Consider the following 23,298-nt stretch of genomic DNA (forward strand, 5'->3'; position numbering starts at 1 on the left):
TCAATATTGCTATTATTTCATCAAAATCATTTTCTTAACTAACGTATGGTTATCGACTTGTAATTTGTAAAAATAAACGGCGGAAGAGAGTGAAGAGTTTGCCCGCAATTGGCGGGTTAAAGTGGAATGTGACCCCGAACTATTAATTGAGAATTTGACATAATAAATTCCTGCCTGCTGCGTTGAGTTTACAAGGGTTGCAATTTCATTGCCAACAATATCAAATATTTTTAGTGTAACATTGCTAACCGATGAGAGCTCATAACTGATTGTTGTTTCCGGATTAAATGGATTTGGATAATTCTGAAGTAGTGAAAAACCTGTAGGCAATTTTTCTTTTTCAATAATATTTGTTGGTGCTTGATATTCAAAAGCGCCAAGATCGGGCGCTTGACCAGTAAATGGCAAACCGACATCTGTTCCCGCATCAATTAATCGTGAACCGGCTGATAATTTTAAAAATTTTAGATCAGGTAAACTGCCATCAGGTTTTCTTGGTCCGCGCACACCTGTAGTATCAATACTCTCAAAATCACTCTCTGTTACAGCAGGAACCATCATCCATGAATTTGTTTTTTGCTCTGCGAATGTTCCTAGCGCAACACCAAACCCAATAACCGCGTTATTAATAATAGAAACTACTTTACCAGTATTGGGAGCTAACATAATTGAGAAGTTTGTTCCATTTCTATATGCAGAAGAATTATGAATAATCATTGAACCACGATTATTATTTTGATCGTATCCCTTAACTCGATTATCGAATGCAAGACAGTTTTTCAATGTCATATTATGCATCAGCATTTTATCATCACTGCCCCCCATTTTAAATCCATTGCCATTACCGCTACTTGGACTCCCACTTTTTAAATATCCATTACTAAAGCACCAGCTATTTTCAATTATTGTAGAGACATCATTAGCTCCTCTCATGTAACCATCCCAACCATCATCACTATTCTGCCAGGCTCGGCACCCATAAAAATAATTATTTGTACCAACGTCCAATTTTGGGGCAAAGCCGTCAGCATTACCATGGTTTGGATCGGCATTAAAATAGGAATCGCAATTGATAATATTGTTATTTGAAGCGCCTGAGGCTAATTGTAATCCGGTATCTCTATTTTCAAAGAAGGAACAAAATTCAATTATATTATTTGATCCGCCGCTGATAATCATTCCGTTATCGCCGGCACCTTTAATATCCAACCCCTTAATGTGCCAATAATTCGCAGAAAGATTAATCCCTCGATTACTACTACTAAACGCCATTGATGAAAAATCTAATAACGCTCTTTCATTTTGATAACCAAATAAATATAGTCTTGCGTCTGCTGTTCCCGATTTTTGAATTCTTATTGTTGTATTTAATTTATAAGTACCGCCACGGATAAATAAGGTATCCCCCGCAACAGCTTTTGTAATTGCAAAAGAAATGGTTAGAAACGGTGAATTTATGGTGCCATCATTTGCGTCAGAGCCCGTTGATGAAATAAAATATGATTTTGAGAATACTGTGGAATTGGTCAGAATCAGCAACGCAAATAGAATGGTGATTAGTGTTCTACTTGAATAGGATGTATAAATATTTATGGAAAATCGTTTCATTAATTCCTCTTCAACTTTAAGAATTTTTTATTGAGTTGCCGGATGAGTAATTAGAATTTTAATGCGGAATTCAAGCAGAAATAGCCGGTTCTTCTTATCTGAAAAACCGGCTTTAAATTTTATTTCATTAACACGGCTTTTATTGATTTAACAAAATTATCTGCGTGCAATTGTATAAAATAAATTCCACTAGCAAATGATGAAATATTATCTGCTGAGTTCCACCTAATGTTGTGTACACCAGCCGGCAATTCATTATTTATTAATGATGATACTTCTCTTCCGAGATGATCATAAACTCTTAATTGTACAAAAGAACTTTTGGGTAATGAAAAATTAATTGTTGTGCTTGGATTAAATGGATTTGGGTAATTTTGATTTAATGAAAACTCTGTTGGAATAATTTCCTCTTCAACCGAAGTACTTACAAATTTTGTTACTGTAATATCATCAAGATCAACATCTCCAGTACCTTTACCTTCTAATCTTATTCTATTGGTGGCCTTGTCATTAATTGCAACTTCGATACGCTTACACTGCTCAGTCCCATTAATTGTTGTTACAATTTCCCAGGTCAATCCCTCATTATCTGATTTGGCAACCTCAATAATTCTATTAGTTCCTCCTCTTCCTTCAACAAAAGAAATAACACCCGCACCATCTAATAGACTAGGAGTAATAATTCCTCCACCAAATCCTTTCGCGACATCTACTTTTAAAAGTCTCAGAGTTCTTCCCTCAGCGTCGCATCTATTTGAACCGCCGCGATATGCCAATCTTGCTTTCCAATAACCACTAGAAGAATTGACTTCGGTATATTCCTGAGGTGCTTCACTACTTGTCCCGGTCAATCTTCCTTCAAGCGTGTCATCATTCCATTTTTCAGTAAAGTATTCGTTCTGGGCAAACAGATTTCCCGAAATAAATAATCCTGTAATAAAGAGAATTGTAAAAAATCTTTTCATGGTCTCTCCTATTTTAATAAACATTAATTCTAATTTAATCCAGACGCTCAAATGATAATTCTCCCACTATAAGAGCACAATTTCATTGAGTTTGAGAAAAATTCAAGCTAATTAATTATTGCTTAACTTTAACGGTTAAGCTACTAACATTTTGATTTATTTTCAAGAAAAAAAGGATTCCCCTCAATTTATTGACAAAAAAGCCAACTTCTATTCAAATTGAAAAATAGCTACAGTATCATTAATGCTCTAAAAAAAACGCAAGGATAAAATCATTATTTATCGGGAGCTCATTCAAATCCTAAAATCATTCATTACTAACCATACAATTTTATATTTTTGCTTCTTATTTAATGATAATATTGAGTTAATAATATAGAATGGAGGACAAATGAAATACCGTGAACTGGGGCGAACCGGCTGGAAAGTATCTGAGATTAGTTTTGGCGCCTGGGCTATTGGTAGTTCATGGGGTACTGTTGAGGATAAGGATTCAATCGCCGCTTTGCACAAGGCTTTAGATTTAGGGGTAAATTTTTTTGATACCGCTGACGTTTATGGAGATGGAAGAAGTGAGCGATTACTGGCGCAGCTAAAAAAAGAAAGAAAAGAAAAATTTTATATTGCTACAAAAGCCGGAAGAAAATTAAATCCACACATCGCTAAAGGATATAATAAAAATAACTTAACCAGGTTTGTTGAGATAAACTTAAAGAACCTGAATACCGACTGCATTGATCTGCTACAACTTCACTGTCCCCCGACCCAAGTTTATTATATGCCCGAAACATTTTCGGTTTTAGATGATTTAGTAAAAGAAGGTAAATTAAAATTCTATGGCGTTAGTGTTGAAAAAGTTGAAGAAGCGCTAAAAGCAATTGAGTTTCCAAATGTTCAATCGGTACAAATTATTTATAACATATTTAGACAGCGTCCGGCAGAATTGTTTTTCAATGAAGCTAAAAAGAAACAAGTAGGCATATTAGCTCGACTACCTCTTTCATCCGGAATGCTAACCGGAAAAATGACAAAGAAAACAAATTTTGAGGATGAAGATCATAGAAAATTTAATAGAAATGGGGAAGCATTCGACAAAGGAGAGACATTCTCCGGAGTTGATTATGATTTAAGTTTGGAAGTAGTTGAATTACTGCGTCCTTTGATTCCTCAAAATATCTCAATGACAAAATTTGCGCTAAAATGGATATTGATGAGTGATGCCGTAACGTGCGCCATTCCAGGAGCAAAGAATGTAATCCAGGCAGAGGAGAATTTCACAGTTTCCGAATTACCTCCGATATCCGATGATGTAATGAATACTATCCAAAATATTTATGTAGAGAAGATTAAAAAAACAGTACACCATTATTGGTAATTATAAAGATGAAAGAATTTTTTGAAACAATATTTTTACTGGCATCTATACAAGGGATACTCCTTTCAATAGCGTTGTATTTTAAAAAACAGAATCATTCAGCAAACATTTTTCTCTCAGTAGTAATATTTGCTTTGTCATTAGAACTTTTATCTTCTGTTTATTATTCTCTCGGATGGTATAGAACATACATTCATTTTTCTGGGTTTACATACCCGTTAGCATTAACATATGGTCCTCTATTCTATTTTTATGTTAGATTCTTAACCAAAGAAACTGAACATTTTCATTTGAAAAATTTTCTTCATTTTATACCTATCATATTTGTCTACTTAATTATGCTTCCCGTATTCATTTATCCAGCAGACAAAAAGCTTGCTTTTGTTGAAATGATGCTAGTTAACAAACAGTCATTAATATATGATATAATAGAAGCGTTTATGCCAGTTCAAGGCGTAATATACACGATTTTTGTTGTCGGGTTAGTCATGAAATACAACAATCGTATAAAAGAAAATTATTCGAATATTGAAAAAATAAACCTCGATTGGCTGAAATATTTAACATTCGGAATGATATTCTGCTGGTTGACTGTTGCAGTTTCAAAAATAACAGATTTTATTGTTGATGCAAACCAAAGCTTCAATATAGTGCTGCACACATCAATTTCAATAATAATTTACTCTGTCGGTTACCTAAATCTGAGTCAACCAGAAATTTTTATGAAAAGTAATGTAATAATGGACAAAGAGGAGACCCCGGTAAAATATAAGAAAAGCGGTCTTGATGATTTATCTGCGAATGAAATCGAACAAAAATTGATAGATGTTATGGAAAAGCAGAAGCCATATTTGAACAGCGAATTAACTTTAAATAAACTCGCCGAATTATTGGGAGTTTCAAATCATCATCTTTCTGAAGTTATCAATTCAAAACTGAACAGGACTTATTACGATTTTATAAATGAATATAGAGTGGAGGAATTCAAACAAAGAATTCATGATCCCGCCAACTCTAATTTCAGCATTATAGCTATCGCAATGGATTCCGGGTTTAATTCGAAAACATCATTCAACACTATATTTAAAAAAATGTCCGGACAAACACCATCACAATTCAGAAATTCAACGATTCAGCAAAACAATCCACAATAGAATAATAAGAATCACTACAAATAAAATTATTTTTGCCGCAAGTTCTTTCATATTATTTTTAGAATTCAAACTCTATTCCGAAAATTGGAAGCAATCCCCACATTTTTTCCTCGCGCTGCTTATTCTCTATTTCATCCCAGGCATAAGATGCAATATTATTCCTTGCATAAGCGTTCCAGACACTCAAATAGACAATTAATGTTGAGTTTTTGAAATGAAATCTTTTGTCAGTTCTAATGTTTAATGAATGGAAATCGGGTAGTCGCTCAGAGTTTATTCTTTCATCATCAAAGATACCCTTATTAGCAATAGTTGAGGCATTTATATCAAAAGGTGTAAATGGAGCGCCGCCGGCAAAGAGCCATCTGGCGGAGAATTCCCAACTATCATTTGGTTTATATCCCCCCTCAATTGCAAAAGTAAATTGATTATCGTAAATACGCTTATACCATTTGTTGTTTAAACCTCTGTATTCAGCTTTGGAGTATGAAGCGGCGACAAGGCCATAGAAATCTTCCGCTAACTTTTTTTGTACTGTTAATTCGATACCTCTACTTCGGGCTTCACCATTATCATTGAGTGAAGAGTGCGTTAAAAATAAATTTTCCTGGACAGCTTGATCGAACAGAAACAATGAAGGCTGTGAGGGATTCATCGGAAAATTAAAGTATTCTTTGCTATATGCTTCTAAAGTTAGTCTTGTGCTTTCGGATAAAAGATGATTTAAACTAATCACGGCATGCACAGATTTAGGATTCTTCAAATTTGAAAACTCATTTTTCTGAATTGTAATTACTGCAGGAATATTTTGATAATAATAGCCATATGAGCCGGTCAATGAAGTTAACTGATTGAACAAGTAAGTAGCAGAAATACGGGGAGAAATTGTTGTAGCTTGATTGGCTGAGTAATAATCGGCTCGAATATTAGGCCTGATAATTAACTTGCTGAATGGATGCCACTCTAAACTTGTAAAAGTACCTACAATAAATGAGTTATTTTGTTTGTCGAGGTTTAAAGCTTCAGTTCTATTCCCCATTAAATCTTGATACTCATTATAAAACTGATTGTATTTTGCAGAAAATCCTTTGTATTCAAATCCAAAGTTGAGATTAACATGGGATGATAAAATTAAATTATTGCTGTTGCGCAATTTGAATTCATGTTCATCTGATAAATTATTAAGAAGTAATTTCGCATTATGTGTTTGAAAAAATCGGCCATCGGTTTTAGCGAAAGTGTGAGAGATTGATGTATTCGAGTATCCAAGAGTTCCCCATAGCCGCCTCCAATTAATCCCGATTGTATTTGTATAATACTTGTAATCAATAAATACGTTATTATGATTTTCCGCGGCATCTTTTTGATTCATCTTTTGTTGATCGTAAGAGAATATATCAATTAACGAAAGTTTATCGTTTTCAGAAATATCATAAACAACCTTCCCTTGAACATCACTGTAGATCGGTAGCCCAACATTTTCATTCATCAGATCAAGAATAAAATCAAGATAACTTCTTCGAGCGGATATAATAAACGACCCTCGTCCGGAATTGATTGGTCCTTCAAAAACTCCCCCAAAACCCTGCATGCTCATATCAAGCTGAACATCCGTTGTACTTCGATTGCCTTCACGGAATTTTATATCCATAATAGAAGATAGTTTATTGCCATAGTTTGATCCGAATCCGCCACTGTAGAAATTTACATTATCAATCAAATCTACATTTATAATTCCAATAGGTCCTTCGCTCGATCCCTGCACCGGAAAGTGATTAATATTAGGAATTTCTATATTATCAACAAAGAAACCATTCTCTACTGGACTACCACCTCGAACGATCAATGAGTTTTTTGTATCATTAATTTTTGCAAGCGAAGGAAGTCCAAAGATTATTCTGCTCACATCACCACCAGCACCTGGGGCTCTTCTTATCTCTTCAAATGAAAATGAAACAGCGCTTAATTGCTGCTGTTGAGTGTTATTAAAATATCCCCCTGTAACTTCCACGGTTTGAAGATCTATCATTACCGATTTCAGTTCTACATTTACATAAGTAATTCTATCAGAACGAATGATAATATCGGGAATGACTATTTTTTCATAACCGATAAATGAAAAAACAATGGAGTAACTACCAATTTTTAATTGAGGAATCTCATACTCTCCGTCGAAATTTGAGGATGTTCCAATCAAAGACTCTTTTATGATAACATTTACACCAGGAAGAGATTGCTTGGTCTCAAAATCCACAATCTTTCCTTTAATGCTTCCCAAGTAATTCTCTTGTTGTGAAATAGTTTTTGAATGATTACCAAACATGATTACCAATAAAAAAACAATTACGAAGTGTTTCATTTTTTCCTCTTGTTTTAGTCTGGAACAAAAAACGCAATAAAAAGGGGGGAAATCGCTCCACCCGATAAGTCAGAACCATTAACTTAGGTTCGAACCGCCCGGAAAGCACTCAAACAACTGAAAATTGTGGATAATTTCTGAGAAAAGAAAATATCTTTATATATTTGAATCAAGACAAAAACTCTTTTTCGAATAAGATCATTTGAAAGGAAGAATGAATAATATAAAATTAGAATTACTTTCTCCCGCAAAGGATTTAGAGTGTGGAATTGCCGCTATTAATTGTGGTGCCGATGCCGTATATATTGGAGCACCAAATTATGGCGCGCGAGTCGGTGCCGGAAACTCAATTGAAGATATTGAACAACTAGTTAAATTTGCACATAGATTTTGGGTTAAAGTTTATGTTACTGTTAATACAATATTATTCGATGATGAACTTGAGGAAGCACAATCCTTAATAAATAAATTATATGAGATAGGGGTAGATGCTGTAATATTTCAAGATATGGCACTTCTCGAAATGGATTTGCCTCCAATCCAACTTTACGCTTCAACCCAAACACACAATTATGAAATTGAACGAATTAAAATTTTAGATGAAGCCGGAATTAAACGCATTATTCTTGCCCGTGAACTTACAATTGATGAAATAAAAGAGATCAAAAAAGAAATAAAGGCGGAGCTGGAATTTTTTGTTCATGGTGCTCTGTGCGTAAGTTTAAGCGGACAATGCTATATGAGTCACGAATTAACCGGACGAAGCGCGAACCGTGGCGAATGCGCGCAAAATTGCCGCATGCCCTATTCACTAATTGATTCCAAAGGCAAAACTTTAATTGAAAATAAACATCTACTTTCACTTAGAGATTTAAATCTTTCAGAGTATTTAAATGATCTTGTAAATGCCGGTATTACCTCTTTTAAAATTGAGGGACGGCTCAAAGATGCCTCGTATGTAAAAAATATTACCGCGTTTTATCGTGCGCAACTTGATGATATAATAAAAAATAATCATCAATATGAAAAAGCATCATCCGGTTATTCGGTAATTTCCTTCGAACCGGATCCAGAAAAAACATTTAACCGCGGCTATACTTCTTATTTTATAAATGATAGGGGGGATAAAGTATCTTCGCATGATTCTCCTAAATCAACGGGCAAATATCTTGGTAAAGTAACCGAAACTGGAAAAGAACATTTTATTATTGGTACATCCGAAAAGATTACTAATGGCGATGGGATCTGTTTTTATAACCAGTTAGGAGAACTTCTCGGTATGAACGTAAATCGCGCCGAGGGACAAACTATCTTTACTAAAGATTTATTGGGGATAAAAAAGGGAACAAAAATTTACCGCAATTTCGATCATGCATTTGATAAAGAATTAAGTAAAGAAAGTTATCGTAAAATAAGTGTTGATGTTTTTATTGAAGATTCGGAGACGGGAATTTCAATTCAAGTTGTTGATAGTGATAATGTTTCCGTAAAAATAAATTTTGATGTAAACAAGGAGATTGCCGAGAACCCGATCCACTCTATGGAGAATATTAAAAAGCAGTTTTTGAAAAGCGGCGATACTATCTTTTCGGTAAATGAGGTTCATATTACAATGAATCAAATTCTTTTCTTTCCTGTTAAACTTTTAAATCAAATGAGAAGAACAATTTTAAATGAACTTGAAAACGAAAGATTAAAAACCAGAAAAATTGATTTACGGGATAAAGAACTTTCAACAACACCACTAAAAAATATTAACCCTAATAATAAATCGGCTTCACAAGATCAATCCATTGATTATAGATCAAATGTTGTTAATAACTTGTCAGAAAAGTTTTATAGCAAACTTGGCTTCGAAAAAATTGAGCCTGGATTTGAAAAGCAAAAAGATTTTACGGGCAAAGTTGTTATGACATGCAAATATTGCATCAAAGATGAACTTAACTTGTGCCCTTTTGATACGGATAAACGGGTCGATGAGCCCCTATTTCTTGTAAATGAGAGTAGGAAATATCTGTTAAACTTTAATTGCAAGGATTGTTTAATGGAAATAATTGTTGCTTAATTTGAAATTTTACGTTTTATTTTAAACAATCAGACAATAAATAAATGAGGGGGAATGAAACCTTACATAAAAATTACTCTTGTCTATTTTCTATTTGGAAGTCTTTGGATATTTTTTTCAGATAGAATACTTCAATTGATGGCAGATATTCCCGATACACTTACACTGCTCCAAACATTTAAGGGCTGGTTCTATATAATAATTACATCGTTTCTTCTTTTTTTTATGATGAGATTCAATTACGAAAAGAAACTCTCCCAGGAGAAAGAAAAGATTGATCTCTTCTATTCAACAATGAGAGCTGTTCATCATATTTTGAATAATTTCTTAAATAAAATGCAGTTTTTTAAATATGCCGCAGAGGAAAGTGGAAATTTTAAAGAGGAAGTTCTTGCGGAGTATGATAGAGTGATTCAAGAGGCAAGCCAGGAAATTCAAAAATTAAGCGCTATAAATAATATTACCAAAGATGAAATTCAAAAGACTGTTTTTGACCAGGCTAAATTTATTAATAGTGAGAAATAAATATTATTCCTTTTCCACTTTCTGTAGTTCATATGAGCGGTCTTTAGAAAAATCAATTTTACCGAATTCCGAATTTTCAGGTAAAATCATTTTAAATTCATAAACCGGCATAATTTCAACTAACGCAGTCTCAAATCTGCAATTGAGCAGATGTCCCCCTTTAGTTTTATCGCCCGATATAAAATGTAAATGATAGCCGGGGACATTAACTCCCTTCATGTAATCGGGCAATCTAAATCCTATAAGATTCCCCATTTGATCACTCCACTCAAATACCGGTTGGGTTTTAGTTACTTCAGCTAATTTTTTGTATGGCCTCTCCTGCAAAGGAACCGTTCTGGTTTTTATATAAGAATAGTTCCCCGATATTTTAACTGCATAAGGAATATTGAGATTAGTAATTAATGAATCGATTTTAGATTCTATTTCAGTAAGATTACTGTTTGTAAAATACCATGATTTTATTGACTTAAAATTTACAACGGAGGCGAATGGAGAAGTATTGTCCCCTTCAGCAGAGTATAATTTCCCATCCGATTTGAATTGATACGCGATTCCATCAAACACAATCATCTCGCCATCAAGTTTGTCGAAAGTGCCAATTCCAAAGTTTCCAAACTCAAGCAGTTTTGTCACCGAAATAACCCCATCGTAATGCCCGGCTAAAAGAGCATCTATTGTTGAAACTTGGGTTAATTGTTGGCTATATCCAATTTGTTGCACACATAGAACAATTAAAAATATAATTTTCTTCATACCGGCAAGCTACTTTCTTATAATTAGATTGAAAAATATTAATCAATATAAGTCATTTTAAGTTTATTCTTAAATGCAGAATTCTCAAGATTTTACCAATCCTAATTCTAAATGAGCTAACAGCCATAATAGTTGATGGCTGAAAAAAATATAGATGTGTATTTTTTTGTACACTAATATCTTGTTATTGGTCATCATCAAAATAAAATTGCTTTTATAAGAATAATTGAACTCATTTTTTTGGCACCTTCTTTGAACTAAATACTAATCAAAAAAAAATGGTGATTGTATGAAACGCTATCTCCTATTTGTACTAATTCTTGTAGTTACCGCCGGATGCTCATCGGGACAATTATACAAGGTTGATCCACTTGATGAAAAAGAACTTTATAACGGCAGAGAGATTGTTACAAAAGAATCAGAGAATTCAATTGTGAGTGTTGAATTTGACGGCCTATCTGAAGGGCAATTTATATTTTATGTTGATGTGCAGAACCTAAACAACCAGCCAGCAATTATCGACCCCGCAGAAATATTTGCCGAGGCATTACAATCCGATTTACTAAGCAATGATCACCGCTTTCCGATATTTAATGCTGTTAATCCCGAAAATGAAATTGACGCCATTAATAAAGGGATTAAATCAAGAAAGACATTTCATGAAATTGCTACTGGAGCTAACGCAGCATTTACTCTTTTAAGTATAATTGGAACATTAGCCGATAATAACAGCAGGAATGACGGTCACAAAATAATTCATAAAGTTGGGCGATGGGCAGATGTTCAAATTAGAGAAGAAATTGATTATGATGCGTCGATGAAAGAGATGGAAACAAAGAGAGAATTTTGGAGAAACGAAGCATTGCGACTAACCGAGCTTGAGCAGGATGAAGTAATTGGCGGACTAATATTCATTCCTTTTAATCCAAAGGTAAAATATTTGCGGGTTGTAGTGCCGGTAGAAAAAGAAGATTTTGAATTTTTCTTTAAAGTTGTGAAAGTGAACTAGTCGATATTTATAAAACGTTTTTTACATCTTTGATAACTAATACATAGTCATTTGAATTTGACTGCTGACCAATTATTTCTCTAAAAATATGAAATGAATTATGAAAAGATTTGACTTATGATTTATGGTTGAACTTACAATTTTGATAAGAATCTGATTTTTATCATATGCCTTTGTGAGATAATCATTTCCCCTTTTTACACAACTATTTTCTAAAAAATAGATACTCATGAAGAAATGGAATTATCGCTGTTTTAAGTCCTTCAACATATAATTCCTTTCTACTCATCACACCATTAGTAAAAAATGATATTGCCCCTCCCCGCTGTTTTGTATTTTGCTCATTCATAATTTCATCCATTACATGCCCGAGTTCTTTTCCCTTCAATAATTGACTAACAACTTTTTGCGGAAGCTCAAAGCCGGGTGATAATCCGAAACCGGTCTTTCCATCTTTGTTCATCACGCACATACAGCCATACGCAAACCACTTATTAAATAATAGAGATATTCCCCCCTCGATACCCACAAAATATTCCGCACTCAAATTTTCTTTTATATTAATGTTTAGCAGGTTGTTAGTTCTATTCAACGCTCCTTGAAATGTCTGATCACCAGTCGGCTGATTCGGCACTTCCGATTCCACCTCAATTCCCAACACTTCAATATTTTTAAAGTAATGGGAGAATGCTTCTTTCACAGCATCGATTTTTACGGGATTTAATGAACCGACTAATATTTTCATTTGCCGAAAAAGAATTTAATAGGTAGATGTGCCCTTTTTGCCCAGGCGGCTTCATTATGAGGAGCTTCATTATCAATGTGAATGAATAAATTTTTTCCCTCCTCAAATCCTTTTGACTTTAATATGGTAATCATTTTATCAACACCAGGTTGAAGAACTTTTTCGAGATCAATGCCTCCATTATCGATATAAATCATTAACTCGTTATTTATCGAATTATCTTTTTCAACAATAATTGTGTAATCAAAATCTCTATACCTAAACGCTGGTGAAAAACATGCTGCCTTCGAAAATACTTTTGGATTTTCCCAAGCACATATCATCGAGATCAATCCTCCCATTGAAGATCCTCCAACCGCTGTATTATGAGCATCAGTTAATGTTCTATATTCATTATCAATAAATGGTTTGATGTTTTCAATTATTAAACGAACATATTTTTTACCGAGATCCGTGTTACTATACTCAATACTTCGGTCTTCGGTGTTGTTGATTCCAACAATTATAAATGGCTCAATTTCACCAATACGAATTAAGCTATCGGTGGTTTCATCAACCTGCCAATCAATAAAAGTATTGGAAGTTCGGGGATCAATCAAATTTTGTCCATCATGCATGTAAAATACGGCGTAACGTTTTGATCTGTTTAATTCATAACCTGGCGGTAACCAAACAAATATATCCCGGGGCTTTAATCCATCCATCACAAAATTTTTATGATATTTAACAGTTCCGGTTATTTGTCCCCTAACTTTGAAATTAAAATTATTTCGCCAGTTTAATATTGTTAAAAAGACTGTTGTATCATTATTTACCACTAGCACATTATTCTGCATAATTGTGGAATCACTTGCCAGCGCTTCAGTTCCCCAGCTTCCTTGTGTAAATTTATATTCGAGTCTTGTACCTTTTTCAAAGAAAAATTCTTTATTCCAAATATTATTCCCAATCTTTCTAAGTTCAACTCTATCTGCGCGCCAGCTACCAAATTCGGGATGATTACCGGCTACATAAATTTTTGCAGTATCAGGCAGATTTGGAGATATAACTTCTAGTTTTACTTTGACTGTTTGAGCGTGTACCGATACTACAGTTATAAGTACGATTAATAAGCTTGGAAAATATTTTTTCATTTTTTATCAACTTTAATTCGATCAAAAATTAGAACATTTAGTTAATAAATGCTATTCGGACAAGAATGTTAGAAATTTATTGTTTAGTTATATTCGGTAGAAATTTAAAAAGGTAACGTAGAATTAACCGCGTTACCTTTTTAATTAATATAATAATTTTAGAAGCTTACGATTGCCATAAAGTAACCCCATGAAGAGGAATCTTTTCCTCTTCTTTCCTTAAAAATATCTCCAGGCGAAAACATCGAAAAGCCCCCCTCAAAAGTTACGACTTCGTTGTATTTATAATTCGCAACAAGATCAATTTCAGTTCCAAATTGTTTTGTCTTAGCTCCGCTAATTAATGTATAATCTTCCATCGAATTAAAAAGATGAAAATGTAAACTCAATTTTAATTTTGACAATGGAGATAACCCGCCTTTAATTACTAAATCTGAAATTCCAAAACCGTAGGCATCATTCGGAAAACTCGTAAAATAATCCATGTATCCAAAAAATTTATGACCGGTACCATAAAGTGACGCGTATGACTTGAATGTATTATCCGCAATATTATCGTCTCCGCTTGCGATATCAAGCTGACCGCCAATGTACGGTTTGAGAGGTGTATCAAATGTATATCCCGCGTTAAACGAAAAAGTGTAAGCCTCAATATCCTGTTTTCTATTGGATGAAATAAATGATCCCGTCTGATATCCAAAATCAATCTCGTGAGTAAATTGACCCAATTCACCCATTATGTAAAATCCCAAAGTAGTTCTTTTTAAAGCATTAGATTTTACCGAGTTTTGAATTATAACAAATGGCTGAATTTTATAACTTTTAACTAACATCAAATCAACAAATGCTCCATATACATTCTGATCTAATGTATCACCCAATCTTCCCCTTTCAAATTCTCTAGTTCCAATAAAATCGATTTTATATTTCTCTCCTTTTAATGAAAGAATAGCGCCATCGAATGATCGACCAACATTATTCCAATTAACGGATCCAATAAAACGTTCCGAACCATATGCCATTTCAAATCGTCCGGCTTTTATGTCAAAAGGCAGATCAAACAAATTATCTATTTTTAAATATGCTTGGTGAAGATCGAGATTTTTCATATTAGTAGTTGTTGATGTCTCTTCCCCAAAAATTCTGGAATCCTGAATTTGAATAAATCCGCTTGTATTAGCCGTCGGGAGAAGGGATACTCCAAACCTCGTTCTGAGTGCAGTAAATGTATTTGATTCAGTTGTAGATTTGAAATCCTTATTATCAACTTCAAATCGTGGTCTTATTTGACCATTAAATTTAACTCGCTCTTGAGCCTGAACAATAGAAAAAACCAGAACAAGTATTAGCATCAACCTTTTCATTAAATCTCCAATTTAGTGTTTTATATTATCGAAGAAACCAATAATTAATTAATACACTTTCAGTGATCCCTGTCTTTCCTTAGCTTTTTTATCCCACTCAACAACTGTACTTTTTAGTAATTCAGCCTTATCTTTTTTAAGTTCATCCATATTTAGCCCAATTAATTTTTGAGCTTTTTCCTTTGTTGAAAAATCCGGGAGAGCAACAGGATAACCGGCACCAACTTTAATTAATACCGCGGCTAATACTTTTCTAGCCTCTTCCGATTTATGCAATGCAGTACCTAAAACTCGAAGCGCCTCAACCGGAGCGTGAAATCCCAAACCATTCGCTGCGGCTACCCAATCCCAACGCCATTGCGCGTGTCTAATAAGTGTTAATGCTTCTTTCATTTGAGATTCTGTAGCACCTTTTTCCCATGCAATTTTTGCTTCAAGATGTGCCGAAGCAATAGATTTTTCTGCCATTCTTCTCAATTCTTCGATGCTATCCTGTCTGTCGTAAATATCTCTCATTAAATTTTCGGTCTTTTCCCTGTGGCAAACCTGACAAGAATTGTTTGTATTATTCAAAGGGCTCTGTATGTGATGGTCTGTAAATTTAACTCCACCTTCAGTTTTATATGGCATATGGCAATCGGCACAGCTCACACCTCTTTTAGCATGTATTCCAGTCATAAATAATTCATAGTCGGGATGCTGAGCTTTAATCATTGGCGCTCTACTCAGTGAATGTGTCCAATCAGAAAATTCAATCTCATCATAATATTTTTCCATTTGATCTGCGCTAAACCCTTTATCCCAGGGAAAAGTTAAGTACTGAGCCCCTTCATGTTTTTTCTTGTCGAAATAATATTCAACATGGCATTGAGCACATACTAATGATCTCATTTCATTGTGAGTAAAATCTGAAATCTTTTTCCCCTGTCTTTCAAAAGCTTCAATTAGTGCAGGTCGAGTAATTCTTAAATTCATAGTTTTAGGATCGTGGCAATCTTGACATCCAATTGGATTTACATGTTCATGACCTTTATCAATCCATTTTCCTTTATAATAGTTTACCACTCCTTCGCCAGCCATAACGCGAGGAACATCTGTGCTTTTACAAGTCCAACAAGTTGCAGGTAGTGGTGAATTTACCTTACCGCCTGTTCTCAGAGTATTTCTAATATCTCTAATTGCGTGACCGTGCCCTCTTCCTTGATTATAATCTTTTGAGAATGGATATCCGCCCCACATTATAACAAGTTCAGGATATCTTTCAAGATAATCGATCATTGCCGAGCCGCCATGTTTACTGGCGAAATTAGTATCTAGTGTGCTCAGGTAGGTTTCGTACTGGCGAGGATAATTTTCTCCCCAAATTTCATTACGCGGTTCCCACTCGGCAATCGGTTTTACAGCTTGAAGAGTAAATGATTCTCCTCTTCTTTCAATAATTGATGAAGCAAATAAACCTATAAAAAATACCACCACTACAGTTCCAATGAATAAAACCCAATTAAGCCATGGTTTCTTTTTTGTTAATTCTTGAATGTAGCTCATGATTTCTCCTGAAAATTAATTTTTACTTTTTTCTTCCATTAAATATTTGATTAACCATTCGGGAGCCGCCGGTTTTAATTGCGGTACATCGGCATATGGTGTTGAGGATAAACTATTTACTCTGCCATGCGGAGTTTCTCTATGACATTCCCAGCAAAATCTGCCTGTCTGGTCTGCAACGTTTCTGTTATTTATTGAGCGAAGTGCTATTGGATGAATACTATTAGAATGACAACGGATGCAGTTTGCCTGAACTGCCAATTTCCCCGCTTCCTTTATTTGAATTACCTGTGGTTCCCAGCGCATTGTAAAATATGTGGCGTGGCGCAAGCCATCGTTAGCTTTGAACCAGTATTTATTTACAAAATTATCTTGAGGCACATGGCAATCATTACACGTTGCTACTCTGCCATGACTTCCTTTCTGCCAAGTAGCATATTGTGGATTCATCACATGACAATTAACGCAGGTTTGTGGGTCGTCCGACAAATAAGATGCCGCATTGGAAATGTAAATAATGAAGAAGCCAAGTCCAACAATTATTGCTAATAAAAAGAGGACGGGAGCATTCCATCTTGGTGGTGGTGATATTGCTTTCAAGAGCGCAACAATTCCTTTTGTAAAATTCATTGTTCACCTTAATTCTTTTTTTTCGTTGATTCATTTAACTCTTTTATGTCTGCCGTACTCGTGGGATGACCGATTGAATCTTTCTTTTTGTGAATTTCGAAGTACTCCTCTCTTGAGATGTGATTTTGCCAGTTCCCTGTAATCATGCCTAAACCGGTTATTGCAATAAACAAAGTAATTATTCCAAATACAATCAAATTTTTTGATACTTTTTGTTTAGAGAACGAATCTCTCACTTCTAATGTATCTGCCACCGGGCAGGCATCTACACAACTTAAACAAGAAGTACATTCATCCGATCGAACAGTCAATACTTTATCTACTTTGATAAAGGAGGGACATGCTTTTGCGCACAATCCACAATCAATACAACTAATCGGATTTCTTTTTATTTTGTTAGGACTTGCGAGCGAGAGTAATCCAAGCAGAGCTCCATAAGGACATAAATATCTGCACCAGAAATTTCTAATTAGGATTGATAAGAAAAACAAGATGCCAATAACAATTAAACTTGTTTGAGAAATGTTGGCGAAGAAATAGTACATCTTTACATCAGAGATAATATTGTAGGAATCGTTCAAGAAATACTCCAGCGCTAGTACAGACATCGAGAATATTGCATAGGCAAAAAATCCAAGAAGCAAATACTTTAACGAGCGTAGCGGATAATCTATCAATCTGTGGAGTTTTACTCTTCTTTTGAAAAGTTTTTTCCAAACTTTTTCACCAAAGTCACCAATCATTTCGGATAAAAAACCAACAGGACAAAACCAGCTACAAAATGATTTGCCGAATACAAAAGAAATACCAATTATCGCTAAAAAAATAAAAAAACCGGCTGGATGAACATTGTGGATTGTTCCTGTGAGGAAAAAATAGTAAACACTCATTAATGCGCTAATTGGTAAAAACCCCTCTACTCCGGGAGGTCTGTATGAACTTCCTGTCGCTCCTTCAGTTTCTAAAAATTGAATAAATGAGTGAAACTCAATTCCAATCCATATGCACAAAAGTGAAAACGTTATTTGAATCCCAAATCTTATCTTTTGTAATGATTTCTCACTGTTTTTAACATATTTACCCATTTCCAAGCTGCCTTTCCGGTACAGATGTGCTGTTGCATTATTTTTATAAATTAACTAATTTAATATCAGAAAATATATTCTGATTTACAAAAGGAAAAATATGCTTAGAAAAATAATTCAAATAGATGAAGATAAGTGCGATGGTTGTGGCGATTGCGTCCCCGAATGTCACGAAGGAGCCCTTCAAATTATTGATGGAAAAGTTCGCTTGATCAGTGATCTGTTTTGTGATGGACTGGGTGCATGTATCGGACATTGTCCAAATGGAGCATTAGCTGTAATTGAACGGGAAGCGGAACCCTATGATGAAAAAAAAGTAATGGACTATATAGTAAAAGGGGGAGAAAATGTAATTAAGGCCCACCTTAGTCATTTAAAAGAACATAAAGAATTTGCATTTCTCGCTCAAGCTCTAGATTATTTAAATGACAATGGAATTAATATCCCCCAAATTGATGTTGTAGAAAACAAACCATCTGGTGGTTGTTCAGGATCGCAAGCTAGGTCATTTGAATCTCCAAATAATATTGAAGAAGTAGGAATCAGAAGATCTCACTTAACACAGTGGCCAATTCAGATGCACCTTGTATCGCCAAATTCTGCATATTACCGCAACTCCGATTTGCTACTCGCAGCCGATTGCTGTGCTTTTTCTTATGGAGATTTTCATAAAGATTTCATTAATGGAAAATCATTAGCAATAGCATGTCCCAAGCTTGATAGTAATAAGGAAGTTTATTTGAATAAGCTGATAGCAATGATTGATGAAGCCAATATCAATTCTATTCACGTAGTCATTATGCAGGTTCCCTGTTGTGGCGGACTTGTACAACTTGCCCAGCAGGCAGCTGAATCTGCTAATCGCAGAGTTCCTCTTTTGGTAACAATAATTGGTGTTCAAGGGGAAATACTTAAGCAAGTTGATTTGTAAATATTAATCCTGAGGGAGAAGTTAGGCAGAACATAAACTTGAATTAGAGTTTTGAGGTAGCCCATTATTACTTCTTGGATCGATATCTTTTCATGTCTATAACCTATAACTACATGGTGTGAGTCTCACAAAACCCTGCTCCTACTAATGAATAATTCAAATGAAAGCTTAAATCGGACATGCCGATTTTTTTACTTGACAAGACAGCGAGTCTTCTTTAATTTGTAATCAGACATTATATTCTGTTTGTGTGGCGCTTAAAGTTAAAAGGAAAATCAAATTATTATATTATAAAATCGGACATTTTGTGCTTTTTATCAAAAAAAGAGGTTTGTATGAAAAAATTTATTAATCAGTTCACATCTTTTTTAATCTTATTATTTTCAATATCAACATTATTAATGACCGGTCTTGGTTGTTCTGAAAAGAAAAGTGACCGGATTATTGGGAGTGAACAGGCTAAGCTGACCAAAGCTCCATTTGTACCAGAACCAATAACCAGAGACTATCCAACAAAAGTTATTATCGATCTTGAAGTCCTTGAACTTGAGAAAGAATTAACAACCGGAGTTAAATATATGGTATGGACTTTTGGCGGGGATGTTCCTGGAAGTTTCATAAGGGTCCGCGAGGGGGATTTTGTTGAATTCCGACTTCATAATCATTCAAGCAGCAAACTTCCACACAATATTGATCTGCATGCGGTTACCGGTCCCGGGGGTGGTGCCGAAGCATCTTTTACTGCACCAGGGCATACATCAGTATTTTCCTTCACAGCTTTGAACGCTGGCTTATATGTTTATCACTGTGCTACGGCACCAGTTGGGCTACACATTGCCAACGGTATGTATGGTTTAATTTATGTTCAGCCCAAAGAAGCGCTCCCCACAGTTGATAAAGAATATTATATAATGCAAAGTGAATTCTATACGGTTGGAAATTATGGGGAGACGGGACTGCAATCCTTTAGTATGGAAAAAGCTTTAACAGAAACTCCCGATTATGTAGTGTTTAATGGCTCAGTTGGATCTCTCGTGGGGGATAAAGCTATCCAAGCAAAGACCGGGGAAAGGATTCGTTTATTTGTTGGAAATGGCGGGCCAAACTTAATTTCTTCGTTTCATGTTATTGGTGAAATATTTGATTTAGTCTACAGTGAAGGGGGCACAAACGCATTACAAAAAAATGTACAGACAACTGTCGTTCCTGCGGGTGGTTCATCAATTGTTGAATTTAAAGTTGATGTGCCGGGAAAATTTATACTTGTTGATCATTCAATTTTTAGAGCATTTAATAAAGGCGCGTTAGGCATGCTTGAAGTTGAAGGAGAAAAGAATTTAAAAACATATTCGGGAAAAATTAAAGAAAGCATTTATTTAGGAACGGCCTTTTCAAACGATCTTAATAAAAATAAAACCGCAGCCGAATCCTCAGATTCAAAACCAGATTTTATGAGACTCGGGCAAAGTATATATAATGAATCATGCGCTGCCTGTCATCAAGTTGATGGGAAGGGATTACCAAATGTTTTTCCGCCACTATTGAATTCAGATTATTTAAAGAATAAAGAAGCCGCAATCAGCACAATAATCTCAGGAAAAACGGGCCCTATCACTGTAAATGGAAAAACATATAATGGCGTGATGCCCCCTCAAAATCTGAATAACCAACAAGCGGCCGCCGTACTTACCTATGTATATAATAAATTCAATAATTCCAAAATGAAGGTAACCGAAAAGGATGTTGAAAAAGTTAGAAACTCAAAAGGTAGCGGTAAATAAAATGAAAACCGGATTTATTTACATATTCATGTTGCTTTCTTGTTTTATATTTCTAAGCAGCACCGAAGCACAGCCAATTAGAATCAAATCTAACAACATGGTTCTTATTAAAGGGGGACAATATGAACCTCTATATATTGATTCCTCCGCAACCAAAATAAAAGTCGCTTCATTTTATATGGATAAATACCCAGTTACGAACGAACAATTCATAAAGTTTGTTGAAGAAAATCCGCGCTGGAAAAAATCGAAAATTAAAAAATTGTTCGCCGACGACTCCTATTTATTAAAATGGAGAACCGACACCGAACCGGGAGAAAAAGTAAATCTTACCGCCCCAGTAACCAATGTTTCATGGTTCGCCGCTAAAGAATATTGTGAGTGTGAAGGTAAGAGGCTTCCCACAATTGCGGAGTGGGAATATGCTGCCCGAGCCAGCACAAATAAACTTGATGCAACAAAAGATCAAAATTATTTAAATAAAATAATAGAGTGGTATTCCAAACCAACTCCCGCAGAATTTAAATCGGTAGGACAAAATCAAAAAAATTACTGGGGAGTTTATGATATGCATGGTTTGGTTTGGGAATGGACATCCGACTTTTTTACGACGCTTGTTACTGGAGAATCGAGAGGAGATAGTAGCATCGAAAAGAATTTATTCTGCGGTAGCGGATCGTTCAGCGCCTCCAACTTTAAAAACTACCCGGCATTTATGCGTTTCGCTTTTCGAAGCAGCTTAAAAGCAAATTACACCATTAACAATTTAGGATTTCGCTGTGTGAGCAGTTTATCTAACGAGGTGACAAAATGAAAAGAGCACTAATAATTTCAACAATATTTTCTTCTATCCTATTATTAACTGTTTTTGGCTTAATAGTTTCTCAGAGAAAAAATGTAGCCGCTGACGAGAGTCATTCTAATAATAGAAAAAAATCATGCTGCGCTACTGAAAGCGGGAAAGGAGAAATATCAGAAACTTCAATATTTCAATTAGATTCAAAATGGGTAACAGAAGAAAACAAAGAACTGTCTCTCGCGCAATTAAATGGTAAATCAATAGTAATGACTATGTTTTTCGCGAGTTGTACTTATGCATGCCCAATAATTGTAAATGATATGAAAAAAATTGAAGCTTCAATTTCAAAAAACAAATTGGAGAATACGGAATTCCTTTTAATCTCAATTGATCCCGAGAGAGATACTCCAGAAGCACTTAAAGATTTCGCCGAACGCTATAAGCTTGATTCCAAAAGATGGACATTGATAACGGGCACGAAAGATGGAATTGATGAACTCGCAGCCGTCACAGGATTCAAATATAAAAAGGAACCTGAAGGTAGCTACTCCCATTCAAACATTATTAATATAATTAATGAACGGGGTGAAATAACCTTCCAGCATTTTGGATTAAACCAGGATTTATCAGCGACAATAACTGAACTACATAACAAAAACAAAGGTATATAAAATGAAAGCTAATGAAACAAATAACAGTAGCGATATATATGGCAAAATGGTCATAAAAGATCTAGTTCTAAAAAACTTCAAAGCAGTAGAGGTGATGGAAAAATATGGAATTGATTTTTGCTGCAATGGAAAAAAAGAGATCGGATCAGCGCTCGAAGAGAAAAAAATTGATCTGGCAAAATTTTATGACGAACTTGAAGAAGTAATCTCACAAAGAGTTGATCCCAACACACGTTTTGAAAGTTGGGAGCTAACATTTCTTTGTCAATATATTGTTAATAATCATCATGCTTATGTAAAGGAGGCAATTCCAAGAATCACCGCTCATGTAAACAAAGTTGCCAACAAACATGGTGGCCGTTATCCATATCTGCTCGAAGTCGCCTCACTGTTCTCAACCATTGCAAATGAGATGACAAGCCATATGCTAAAAGAAGAAAAAATATTATTTCCTTTAATTAAGTATATAGTTGACTGCAAGAATTTCAATGAAAGGCCTAAAAACGAGGGATATGGTTCCATTAAAAACCCAATAAATAAAATGGAACAGGAGCATGATTCCGCCGGAGAAATTCTTCAACAAATAAGAGAGTTGACTAATAATTATGATCTACCTGAAGATGCATGCACAACTTTCTCAATTACATATCAGGAATTAGATGAATTCGAAAAGGATCTTCACAAGCACATTCATCTAGAAAACAATATTCTCTTTCCTAAATCGATCGTGTTAGAGGAAGTATTAATGCAAATAAAAGCGTGAGATTTTTATATATTCAGTTTAAGACTCGTGGAAAT

At 34.8% G+C, this 23,298-nt stretch carries 20 protein-coding genes; 10 read left to right on the plus strand and 10 right to left on the minus strand.

Translation table 11 applies throughout. From position 1 onward, the window contains the following. Positions 1–12: 12 nt before the first annotated feature. A complete protein-coding gene (locus tag KF816_16755) occupies positions 13–1,608 on the minus strand; it encodes a right-handed parallel beta-helix repeat-containing protein (protein ID MBX3009676.1) in 1,596 nt (531 codons plus the stop codon). Positions 1,609–1,727: 119 nt separating this feature from the next. Beyond that, entirely contained in the window at positions 1,728–2,573 is an 846-nt protein-coding gene (locus tag KF816_16760) for a T9SS type A sorting domain-containing protein (GenBank protein MBX3009677.1), read from the minus strand. Between the two features lie 391 nt (positions 2,574–2,964). Between KF816_16760 and KF816_16765 the strand changes: the two genes are divergently transcribed. Together KF816_16765 and KF816_16770 are read left to right on the plus strand one after the other, a co-directional pair. Further along, positions 2,965–3,948, plus strand: a complete 984-nt coding sequence (locus KF816_16765; protein MBX3009678.1) for an aldo/keto reductase — start codon at positions 2,965–2,967, stop codon at positions 3,946–3,948. 8 nt (positions 3,949–3,956) lie between these two features. Continuing rightward, positions 3,957–5,102: a helix-turn-helix transcriptional regulator gene (locus KF816_16770; protein ID MBX3009679.1), complete on the plus strand. Its 1,146-nt coding sequence runs from the start codon at positions 3,957–3,959 to the stop codon at positions 5,100–5,102. Between the two features lie 58 nt (positions 5,103–5,160). Here KF816_16770 and KF816_16775 read toward each other — a convergent pair whose 3' ends face one another. Continuing rightward, on the minus strand, positions 5,161–7,461 hold the full coding sequence (locus tag KF816_16775) for a TonB-dependent receptor (protein ID MBX3009680.1): 2,301 nt from the start codon (positions 7,459–7,461) through the stop codon (positions 5,161–5,163). A gap of 214 nt (positions 7,462–7,675) precedes the next feature. Here KF816_16775 and KF816_16780 point away from each other — a divergent pair, with 214 nt between their 5' ends. Both KF816_16780 and KF816_16785 read left to right on the plus strand, forming a co-directional pair. Next, positions 7,676–9,526 carry a U32 family peptidase gene (locus KF816_16780; GenBank protein ID MBX3009681.1) on the plus strand — a complete coding sequence of 617 codons (1,851 nt, stop codon included), beginning with the start codon at positions 7,676–7,678 and terminating at the stop codon, positions 9,524–9,526. A gap of 54 nt (positions 9,527–9,580) precedes the next feature. Further along, positions 9,581–10,051, plus strand: a complete 471-nt coding sequence (locus KF816_16785; GenBank protein ID MBX3009682.1) for a hypothetical protein — start codon at positions 9,581–9,583, stop codon at positions 10,049–10,051. 3 nt (positions 10,052–10,054) lie between these two features. Here the strand turns inward: KF816_16785 and budA are convergent, their stop codons facing one another. After that, positions 10,055–10,807, minus strand: a complete 753-nt coding sequence (gene budA / locus KF816_16790; GenBank protein MBX3009683.1) for an acetolactate decarboxylase — start codon at positions 10,805–10,807, stop codon at positions 10,055–10,057. A 289-nt stretch (positions 10,808–11,096) separates the two neighbouring features. On the opposite strand from budA, the gene KF816_16795 reads away from it, so the two are divergent. Beyond that, positions 11,097–11,816, plus strand: a complete 720-nt coding sequence (locus KF816_16795; GenBank protein MBX3009684.1) for a hypothetical protein — start codon at positions 11,097–11,099, stop codon at positions 11,814–11,816. A 205-nt stretch (positions 11,817–12,021) separates the two neighbouring features. On the opposite strand, the gene yjjX is transcribed toward KF816_16795, so the two are convergent. The 6 genes from yjjX to KF816_16825 form a co-directional block, all read right to left on the minus strand. Next, the gene (gene yjjX, locus KF816_16800; GenBank protein ID MBX3009685.1) at positions 12,022–12,561 is read right to left on the minus strand and encodes an inosine/xanthosine triphosphatase; all 540 of its coding nucleotides are present in this window, start codon (positions 12,559–12,561) and stop codon (positions 12,022–12,024) included. Continuing rightward, positions 12,558–13,694 (minus strand): hypothetical protein, encoded by a 1,137-nt coding sequence (locus KF816_16805; protein MBX3009686.1) that lies wholly within the window; start codon positions 13,692–13,694, stop codon positions 12,558–12,560. Before KF816_16805 ends, yjjX begins: the two co-directional genes overlap by 4 nt. Positions 13,695–13,852: 158 nt before the next feature. After that, a complete protein-coding gene (locus KF816_16810; GenBank protein ID MBX3009687.1) occupies positions 13,853–15,058 on the minus strand; it encodes an alginate export family protein in 1,206 nt (401 codons plus the stop codon). Positions 15,059–15,106: 48 nt separating this feature from the next. Then, positions 15,107–16,603 carry an ammonia-forming cytochrome c nitrite reductase gene (nrfA, locus tag KF816_16815; protein MBX3009688.1) on the minus strand — a complete coding sequence of 499 codons (1,497 nt, stop codon included), beginning with the start codon at positions 16,601–16,603 and terminating at the stop codon, positions 15,107–15,109. Between the two features lie 15 nt (positions 16,604–16,618). Beyond that, on the minus strand, positions 16,619–17,233 hold the full coding sequence (nrfH, locus tag KF816_16820; GenBank protein ID MBX3009689.1) for a cytochrome c nitrite reductase small subunit: 615 nt from the start codon (positions 17,231–17,233) through the stop codon (positions 16,619–16,621). A gap of 8 nt (positions 17,234–17,241) precedes the next feature. Next, positions 17,242–18,318, minus strand: coding sequence for a 4Fe-4S binding protein (locus KF816_16825; protein ID MBX3009690.1), 1,077 nt, complete (start codon positions 18,316–18,318; stop codon positions 17,242–17,244). Between the two features lie 100 nt (positions 18,319–18,418). Between KF816_16825 and KF816_16830 the strand changes: the two genes are divergently transcribed. The 5 genes from KF816_16830 to ric all read left to right on the plus strand — a co-directional run bounded on the left by KF816_16830 (position 18,419) and on the right by ric (position 23,263). Continuing rightward, entirely contained in the window at positions 18,419–19,249 is an 831-nt protein-coding gene (locus KF816_16830) for a 4Fe-4S binding protein (protein ID MBX3009691.1), read from the plus strand. Between the two features lie 335 nt (positions 19,250–19,584). Next, positions 19,585–21,030 (plus strand): nitrite reductase, copper-containing, encoded by a 1,446-nt coding sequence (nirK, locus tag KF816_16835; GenBank protein ID MBX3009692.1) that lies wholly within the window; start codon positions 19,585–19,587, stop codon positions 21,028–21,030. Next, positions 20,990–21,844 (plus strand): formylglycine-generating enzyme family protein, encoded by an 855-nt coding sequence (locus KF816_16840; GenBank protein ID MBX3009693.1) that lies wholly within the window; start codon positions 20,990–20,992, stop codon positions 21,842–21,844. The genes nirK and KF816_16840 overlap by 41 nt, the downstream gene beginning before the upstream one ends. Beyond that, the gene (locus tag KF816_16845; GenBank protein MBX3009694.1) at positions 21,841–22,500 is read left to right on the plus strand and encodes an SCO family protein; all 660 of its coding nucleotides are present in this window, start codon (positions 21,841–21,843) and stop codon (positions 22,498–22,500) included. Before KF816_16840 ends, KF816_16845 begins: the two co-directional genes overlap by 4 nt. Before the next feature lies 1 nt (position 22,501). Then, positions 22,502–23,263: an iron-sulfur cluster repair di-iron protein gene (gene ric / locus KF816_16850; protein MBX3009695.1), complete on the plus strand. Its 762-nt coding sequence runs from the start codon at positions 22,502–22,504 to the stop codon at positions 23,261–23,263. Positions 23,264–23,298 lie beyond the last annotated feature (35 nt).

Source organism: Melioribacteraceae bacterium (genome assembly GCA_019638015.1).
In the GTDB taxonomy this organism is placed as follows: domain Bacteria; phylum Bacteroidota; class Ignavibacteria; order Ignavibacteriales; family Melioribacteraceae; genus JAHBUP01.

What these genes read in the sequence shown, in the direction of transcription:
- KF816_16755 (MBX3009676.1), bottom strand. Translation starts at nt 1,608, where the DNA reads ATGAAACGATTTTCCATAAATATTTATACATCCTATTCAAGTAGAACA.
- KF816_16760 (MBX3009677.1), bottom strand. Translation starts at nt 2,573, where the DNA reads ATGAAAAGATTTTTTACAATTCTCTTTATTACAGGATTATTTATTTCG.
- KF816_16765 (MBX3009678.1), top strand. Translation starts at nt 2,965, where the DNA reads ATGAAATACCGTGAACTGGGGCGAACCGGCTGGAAAGTATCTGAGATT.
- KF816_16770 (MBX3009679.1), top strand. Translation starts at nt 3,957, where the DNA reads ATGAAAGAATTTTTTGAAACAATATTTTTACTGGCATCTATACAAGGG.
- KF816_16775 (MBX3009680.1), bottom strand. Translation starts at nt 7,461, where the DNA reads ATGAAACACTTCGTAATTGTTTTTTTATTGGTAATCATGTTTGGTAAT.
- KF816_16780 (MBX3009681.1), top strand. Translation starts at nt 7,676, where the DNA reads ATGAATAATATAAAATTAGAATTACTTTCTCCCGCAAAGGATTTAGAG.
- KF816_16785 (MBX3009682.1), top strand. Translation starts at nt 9,581, where the DNA reads ATGAAACCTTACATAAAAATTACTCTTGTCTATTTTCTATTTGGAAGT.
- budA (MBX3009683.1), bottom strand. Translation starts at nt 10,807, where the DNA reads ATGAAGAAAATTATATTTTTAATTGTTCTATGTGTGCAACAAATTGGA.
- KF816_16795 (MBX3009684.1), top strand. Translation starts at nt 11,097, where the DNA reads ATGAAACGCTATCTCCTATTTGTACTAATTCTTGTAGTTACCGCCGGA.
- yjjX (MBX3009685.1), bottom strand. Translation starts at nt 12,561, where the DNA reads ATGAAAATATTAGTCGGTTCATTAAATCCCGTAAAAATCGATGCTGTG.
- KF816_16805 (MBX3009686.1), bottom strand. Translation starts at nt 13,694, where the DNA reads ATGAAAAAATATTTTCCAAGCTTATTAATCGTACTTATAACTGTAGTA.
- KF816_16810 (MBX3009687.1), bottom strand. Translation starts at nt 15,058, where the DNA reads ATGAAAAGGTTGATGCTAATACTTGTTCTGGTTTTTTCTATTGTTCAG.
- nrfA (MBX3009688.1), bottom strand. Translation starts at nt 16,603, where the DNA reads ATGAGCTACATTCAAGAATTAACAAAAAAGAAACCATGGCTTAATTGG.
- nrfH (MBX3009689.1), bottom strand. Translation starts at nt 17,233, where the DNA reads ATGAATTTTACAAAAGGAATTGTTGCGCTCTTGAAAGCAATATCACCA.
- KF816_16825 (MBX3009690.1), bottom strand. Translation starts at nt 18,318, where the DNA reads ATGGGTAAATATGTTAAAAACAGTGAGAAATCATTACAAAAGATAAGA.
- KF816_16830 (MBX3009691.1), top strand. Translation starts at nt 18,419, where the DNA reads ATGCTTAGAAAAATAATTCAAATAGATGAAGATAAGTGCGATGGTTGT.
- nirK (MBX3009692.1), top strand. Translation starts at nt 19,585, where the DNA reads ATGAAAAAATTTATTAATCAGTTCACATCTTTTTTAATCTTATTATTT.
- KF816_16840 (MBX3009693.1), top strand. Translation starts at nt 20,990, where the DNA reads ATGTTGAAAAAGTTAGAAACTCAAAAGGTAGCGGTAAATAAAATGAAA.
- KF816_16845 (MBX3009694.1), top strand. Translation starts at nt 21,841, where the DNA reads ATGAAAAGAGCACTAATAATTTCAACAATATTTTCTTCTATCCTATTA.
- ric (MBX3009695.1), top strand. Translation starts at nt 22,502, where the DNA reads ATGAAAGCTAATGAAACAAATAACAGTAGCGATATATATGGCAAAATG.